This window comes from Protofrankia sp. Cas3, from assembly GCF_963555955.1.
GTDB lineage: Bacteria > Actinomycetota > Actinomycetes > Frankiales > Frankiaceae > Protofrankia.
Genome location: NZ_CAUVXP010000289.1, coordinates 1 through 3,423, shown reverse-complemented (window position 1 = coordinate 3,423; position 3,423 = coordinate 1). Strand labels below are relative to the sequence as shown.

Annotated in this window: 4 protein-coding genes; 3 read left to right on the top strand and 1 reads right to left on the bottom strand. The window is 67.5% G+C overall.

The features are described from left to right. On the bottom strand, window positions 1-535 hold a 535-nt coding region (locus tag U9983_RS27260; RefSeq protein ID WP_322756758.1), incomplete at its 3' end, for a hypothetical protein. 201 nt (window positions 536-736) lie between these two features. On the opposite strand from U9983_RS27260, the gene U9983_RS27255 reads away from it, so the two are divergent. The 3 genes from U9983_RS27255 to U9983_RS27245 all read left to right on the top strand — a co-directional run bounded on the left by U9983_RS27255 (window position 737) and on the right by U9983_RS27245 (window position 3,296). Continuing rightward, a complete protein-coding gene (locus tag U9983_RS27255) occupies window positions 737-997 on the top strand; it encodes a hypothetical protein (RefSeq protein ID WP_322747101.1) in 261 nt (86 codons plus the stop codon). A gap of 99 nt (window positions 998-1,096) precedes the next feature. After that, window positions 1,097-2,422 carry an aromatic ring-hydroxylating dioxygenase subunit alpha gene (locus tag U9983_RS27250; RefSeq protein WP_322756757.1) on the top strand — a complete coding sequence of 442 codons (1,326 nt, stop codon included), beginning with the start codon at window positions 1,097-1,099 and terminating at the stop codon, window positions 2,420-2,422. A 94-nt stretch (window positions 2,423-2,516) separates the two neighbouring features. Beyond that, window positions 2,517-3,296 carry an SDR family NAD(P)-dependent oxidoreductase gene (locus U9983_RS27245; RefSeq protein WP_322747103.1) on the top strand — a complete coding sequence of 260 codons (780 nt, stop codon included), beginning with the start codon at window positions 2,517-2,519 and terminating at the stop codon, window positions 3,294-3,296. Window positions 3,297-3,423 lie beyond the last annotated feature (127 nt).

The window sequence follows — 3,423 nt, the reverse complement described above, 5'->3', positions numbered from 1 at the left end:
ACACCGTGTGGTAGGAGTCGCTCAGCGGTGAGGTCAGGGCGGAGGCGTCACCGGCGTCGAACGCGTCGAGCGCGGCGCCCAGGTCGTCGCGGTAGTGGCCGAGCCCGGGGACCGGGTCGGCGAGCCGGCGGATGATCCGTGCGATCGATGCGTGCACGTCGTCGAACTGATCGCGTACGGTCGCGTCATAGGTGGCGTCGCCATGGTCGTTGGCCGACCCGTCCGGCCGGCACTGCCACGCCGTGCACAGCTCCCGCAACCTACGGTTGACAGGCAGGAACGCATGGTAAAGGACGGTGACCTGCTCCTCGGCCCGGGAACCGGCCGGCAGCCGGGACCAGCCGCCGACAAGCTTCCTGGCGTCGACGGTGGGCATCGTCACCAGGCCCTTGGCCAATGCCAGCCCGGCATGCACCAGGCGGTCCAGTTCCGGGGCCGGGCCACGCCGCATGCCTCGAATGACGAGGTCGGTCAGTGCGGCGCGGGTCGCTTCGTCGAGCGAGTGCGGGTCTGTTCCGGTCGCTAACTGCGTCATCGGTGTTGCCTTTCCTCGTCAGGCCGTGAATCGTGCCCGATGGCGTGTCGTCTCATGATCTGTCATGTCATGAGCTGTCGTGATGCTTCCTGACGGCCTGGAAGCGCCGGGTAGGCCCTGGTCCGACCATCGGTGTGTGATTCCGGTCATGCTGCGTCTTTTGGGAATCCGAGTCAAGAAACAGGCGGGTGCGGCCGTGCTGTGATCGCCGTCGCAGCTGTACCTGGGGATCGTCGTGGCTCAGGCTGCCTCGCTGTCGTTCACTATGTAGACGGTGACTACAGTAACTACTTCAGTGCGGACGTGCAGGTCCGGACCGTTGCGGCCGTGCCGGGAGCCGTGGCCGGCCCGAGCAGCACCGCTCCCCGGGCGACCGAGGTGACCGAGGTGACCGAGGGCTGGCGGGCTCGCCGTCGGGGAGCGCCGCCGGTCCCGAGCAAAGTAACTGTTGACATCCTCTAGTTAAGACGATGTGATGCGGGTCATAGGCACCCGGATCGTGACGGAAGGGGCTTCGGGCGTGTCGGCAAAAATGATCTTTACGATGGAAGGGGTGGTCCGATGACCACCATTGACACGACTCCGCTCGCCGCTTCCGTCCCCGCTTCCGTCCCCGCTTCCGTCCCCGCCGGCGCTTCAGCGGACGTCGACGGCTTTGCGCCCGTCTACACCCCCGCGTTGGACGGCAGCGCTGACACCGTCGTGGGCCGGGACGCGCGCTCGGTGATGGAGCGGTTGGTCGGTCTCTATCGGGAGCAGACAACGGACCAGGCGCCGGCGCAGTGGCGTGAGCCCGTCCGCAACTACTCCGACCCACAGCGCTGGCGTGATGAGATCGACGCCATCCACCGGCGGGTCCCGTTGCCGCTGGCGCTGTCCTGTGAGCTGCCCGAGCCGGGTGCCTACAAGGCCATACAGGTCCTCGACACCCCGGTGCTCATCACCCGGGACGCCGCCGGTGTCGTGCACGCCAGCGTGAACGCCTGCCGCCACCGGGGCTCCGAACTGGTTGCGGAGGGCGTCGGCCGGACGAACCGGGCGAAACGGATCACGTGTCCGTACCATGCCTGGTCCTACGACATGGCGGGCTGTCTCGTCGGCATCGGCGGTGAGAAGACCTTCGGGCCCGTCGACCGCGACCGTAGCGGGCTGGTGTCGCTGCCCGCGCAGGAGCGGGCCGGCATCATCTTCGTCGGGCTCACCCCGGGCCGTCCGCTCGACCTCGACAACTGGCTCGGCGATCTTGAGCCACTACTCGAAGGGCTTGGGCTCGCCGGGTGCCATCACCACTCCACACGGGTGCTACCCGGGCCGAACTGGAAGATCACAGTTGACGGGTACCTCGAGGGATACCACTTCGCCTCGCTGCACCCGACGACGGTCTACAAGACCAACCTGTCGAATATTGCCGCGTTCGACAGCTGGGGTCCGCACCAACGCAACGCGTTCGCGCTGCGGACCATTGCCGAGGCGTCCACGGCGCCACCCCAGACGTGGGACCCGGCGACCTGCGTCGGTGCGATCTTCTGGCTGTTTCCCGGGTTGGCTGTTTCCGGGGGTTGGCGCCAGTCGGTCTCGGTGTCCCTCGTGCTGCCCGGCCGCACCCCCGAGGAGTCCCGTACCCAGCAGGTGATCCTGCTGCGTCGCCCACCGGCCGACGACGAGGAACGCAGGGCCGCGGACGTCACCCGCGACTGGTTCCACGACGTCGTGCGCGACGAGGACTATTCGACCGGCTTCGGCGTGGCACGCGGACTCGCCGCGCTTGACGGCACCGATTTCGTCTTCGGCCGAAACGAGCCCGGTGTCCAGCATTTCCACCGAGTCATCGACCGGTTCCTCGACGAGGCCGGTACCGCGCAGCCCGGCCACGGCGACCCGAGCTGACCGGCACCTGTTTCCCGACCACCTGTTTCCCGACCACCCGATTTCCCGACCACCTGTTTCCATCTACCCGTATTCCGACCAGGAGGTCGTACGCATGACTCTCGACGGACGTGTCGCCGTTGTCACCGGAGGCAGCCGAGGCATTGGCCGCGGGATCGTGGAGGTGCTCCTTGCCGACGGCGCCAGCGTCGTGATCAGTGGCCGTTCCGAGGCCAAGGGCAAGGAGGCCCTCGACGAGCTCGCGGTCGGCGACCGGGCGCAGTTCGTGCCCGGTGACGTCCGGCTTCAAAGCGACGTGGAGGGGCTGATCGACGCCGCTGTCGCGAACTACGGCCGGGTCGACATCCTGGTGAACAACGCCGGTGGCAGCGACGGGTTCGCCCCGATCCACGAATTGACCGACGAGGCCTGGACCAACGCCCTCAACTGGAACATCAACGCTGTCTTCTGGGCCACCCGGCGAGCCGTGCCGTCCATGCTCGCCAACGGCTGGGGACGGATTATCAACATCTCCTCGGTCGAGGGCAAGCAGGCCAACAAGGCTGCCGTCAGCCACTACATCACCAACAAGCACGCGCTCAACGGCTTCACCAAGGCCACGGCGTTCGAGTACGGCACCACCGGGATCACCTGCAACGCGATCTGCCCCGGCGCGGTCGAGACGGACCTGATGAAGGAGGCCGGGCCCGTGGCCGCGGCCAGCGTCGGCATCACCTATGAGGAGTTCCTCCAGACGTACGCGAACGAGTCCGCGATCAAGCGGCTGAACACCGTCGAGGAGGTCGCGGCGATGGCCCGGTTGCTCGCCAGCGACGTCGGCGGCGGCATCACCGGCGCGCTGCTCAACGTCGACGGCGGTACCGCCGCCTGGTAGCGGCGACGGCCTGTGGGAGTCCCGGTTCGGCAGTTCTACCGAACCGGGACTCCCACAGGCCCGGCCATGCCCCCAAGGGCGGGTCTGATGGATCTTCGACCAACATCCGTCAGACTCGGGCTAGCCG

Bases quoted from the DNA above. Each gene is read 5' to 3' on its own strand.
- U9983_RS27245 (WP_322747103.1), top strand. From the start codon at position 2,517: ATGACTCTCGACGGACGTGTCGCCGTTGTCACCGGAGGCAGCCGAGGC.
- U9983_RS27250 (WP_322756757.1), top strand. From the start codon at position 1,097: ATGACCACCATTGACACGACTCCGCTCGCCGCTTCCGTCCCCGCTTCC.